This window comes from Pseudoduganella namucuonensis (assembly GCF_900116645.1).
GTDB classification, from domain to species: Bacteria; Pseudomonadota; Gammaproteobacteria; order Burkholderiales; family Burkholderiaceae_D; genus Rugamonas; species Rugamonas namucuonensis.
In genome coordinates this window covers 1-1653 of record NZ_FPBO01000102.1, presented here as the reverse complement: position 1 = coordinate 1653, position 1653 = coordinate 1, and the positions used below count along the sequence as shown (strand labels likewise).

General features: G+C 50.6%; 2 protein-coding genes. Both read right to left on the bottom strand.

The window, feature by feature from the left end:
• Positions 1-273: 273 nt before the first annotated feature.
• The gene (locus tag BM436_RS36880; protein ID WP_143133533.1) at positions 274-744 is read right to left on the bottom strand and encodes a hypothetical protein; all 471 of its coding nucleotides are present in this window, start codon (positions 742-744) and stop codon (positions 274-276) included.
• A 397-nt stretch (positions 745-1141) separates the two neighbouring features.
• Positions 1142-1456, bottom strand: a complete 315-nt coding sequence (locus tag BM436_RS35890) for a MafI2 family immunity protein (RefSeq protein ID WP_093561689.1) — start codon at positions 1454-1456, stop codon at positions 1142-1144.
• Positions 1457-1653 lie beyond the last annotated feature (197 nt).

The window sequence follows — 1653 nt, the reverse complement described above, 5'->3', positions numbered from 1 at the left end:
GCGCCTGGAGTCTCGACATAAAAAATAATTCGGTCATTCAGAACTTCCAATTCGATAACGGATGGAGCGGTGCCGCCGACAGAAACCACTTCACAATTAGATCCCGCAGGAAGAGAAAACTCCAAGGCCCACGGCTCTATCACCAGCAACAGCTCGCGGCCAGAAGTGTTCGTCATTTTGATCGAGTCGCAGCTTGCCGTTCCTATGCCCAATGTGGCTGTTCAGCCGCGCCGGCAGGCGTCGTCTGGAACTGATGGTTAGACGAAATTTCCATCACTTTTGATGTTGCCATGTTCCTAAACCAGAAAAAATCAATTCACGGGCAATGACCGTTCGCCCGCCATCTTTCCAAACGGTGCATCGCACAGTTGGCCCAGAGATAATTTCGCATTCTCCAGCAGGGTAGGGGAATTCGGCATTGAGCGTTTGATCATAAAGCTTCTCGACCGAGTAAACCGCACGTTCTTTATTCGAATTAACTTTTACTGATGTCACGAAAAACCACGCTTCTCCACCCTTTCTAAGAGGGAAAATGAACATTGGCTTTGAAGCATCATCCACTTTTATCCCCAAATAGCGATCGCACTCAGGCATAGCGTCTGCGCCAAGATGGAAGGTCCGTACACACGCACCCTCAATGCGGTAAGTGCCGATAGCAAACGCAACAGGATCTTGAGCGAAGGCAGTACTTGTCGCTCCGGCAAAGGCGATTACGACCAATAGCAGATTGAATCGGTAGATCATTCGGTGAGCTCTAACGTGTGCGATAACCGGCGGCTGAAGCGCGCAGCGCGTAAGCCGTCCGGTTGATTAGTTTGTTAGGCCCAATGTGGGGCCAGGATGTTAGAAGGAACGTCGCCATTTGCTTTGAGTTGCTCAAGTAAAGAGTATTCGTCTTCGAGAAGCCAATTGCGTGCCGAAGTCGCGTCGCCAAATTTGTGAGTTCGCCCATCACAGTCTAGAACTTCAGTCGAACCTTCGTCGTACACAGTCAACCGAGCCCACAAGTACCTGTCAGGCAAAGCGGACCAATCCAACCACCAAGAAACCGATTCGCGTCCCATGAAGCCTAACGTGCAGAATAACCGGTGGCTGGAGCGCGCAGCGCGTAAGCCGGCCGGTTGATTAGATTGTTAGCCATTTATTGCTCCTTGCGCAGATAGATCGGGCGTCCCACAACCATTTCCACGAGTTGACGCGGATCGGCCGAGATCGCGACATGCGATCGAATGATGACACTCCCGTTGATCTGGTGCGAATACATTTCCGTCTCAATGTCATCGATCTCCTCACGGTCTTCGGAGGATTCGACTTCGAGCGTATAGTAAAGATCAACCTCACCGTTCAGGCATTGAATCGACAAACATCGAACGTTCGACGACAACGAACCAAGCGCGGACTGGACAAATGCCAACGCCTGAAAATTCTCAAATTTGATCTCTGCATCGGACATCATGGCTAACGTGAAAAGTAACTGGCTGCCGGAACGCTCAGCTTGGAGGCAGTCCAGTGACTGCCGGGTTGGGCAAAAAGTGGCGCAAACTCTTAATCAACTAACACCCCGTCTTGCCAGTATTCATAAACCGCGCCTGGAGTCTCGACATAAAAAATAATTCGGTCATTCAGAACTTCCAATTCGATAACGGATGGAGC

Coding starts and splice junctions, on each gene's coding strand:
- BM436_RS36880 (WP_143133533.1), bottom strand. CDS start 744: ATGATCTACCGATTCAATCTGCTATTGGTCGTAATCGCCTTTGCCGGA.
- BM436_RS35890 (WP_093561689.1), bottom strand. CDS start 1,456: ATGATGTCCGATGCAGAGATCAAATTTGAGAATTTTCAGGCGTTGGCA.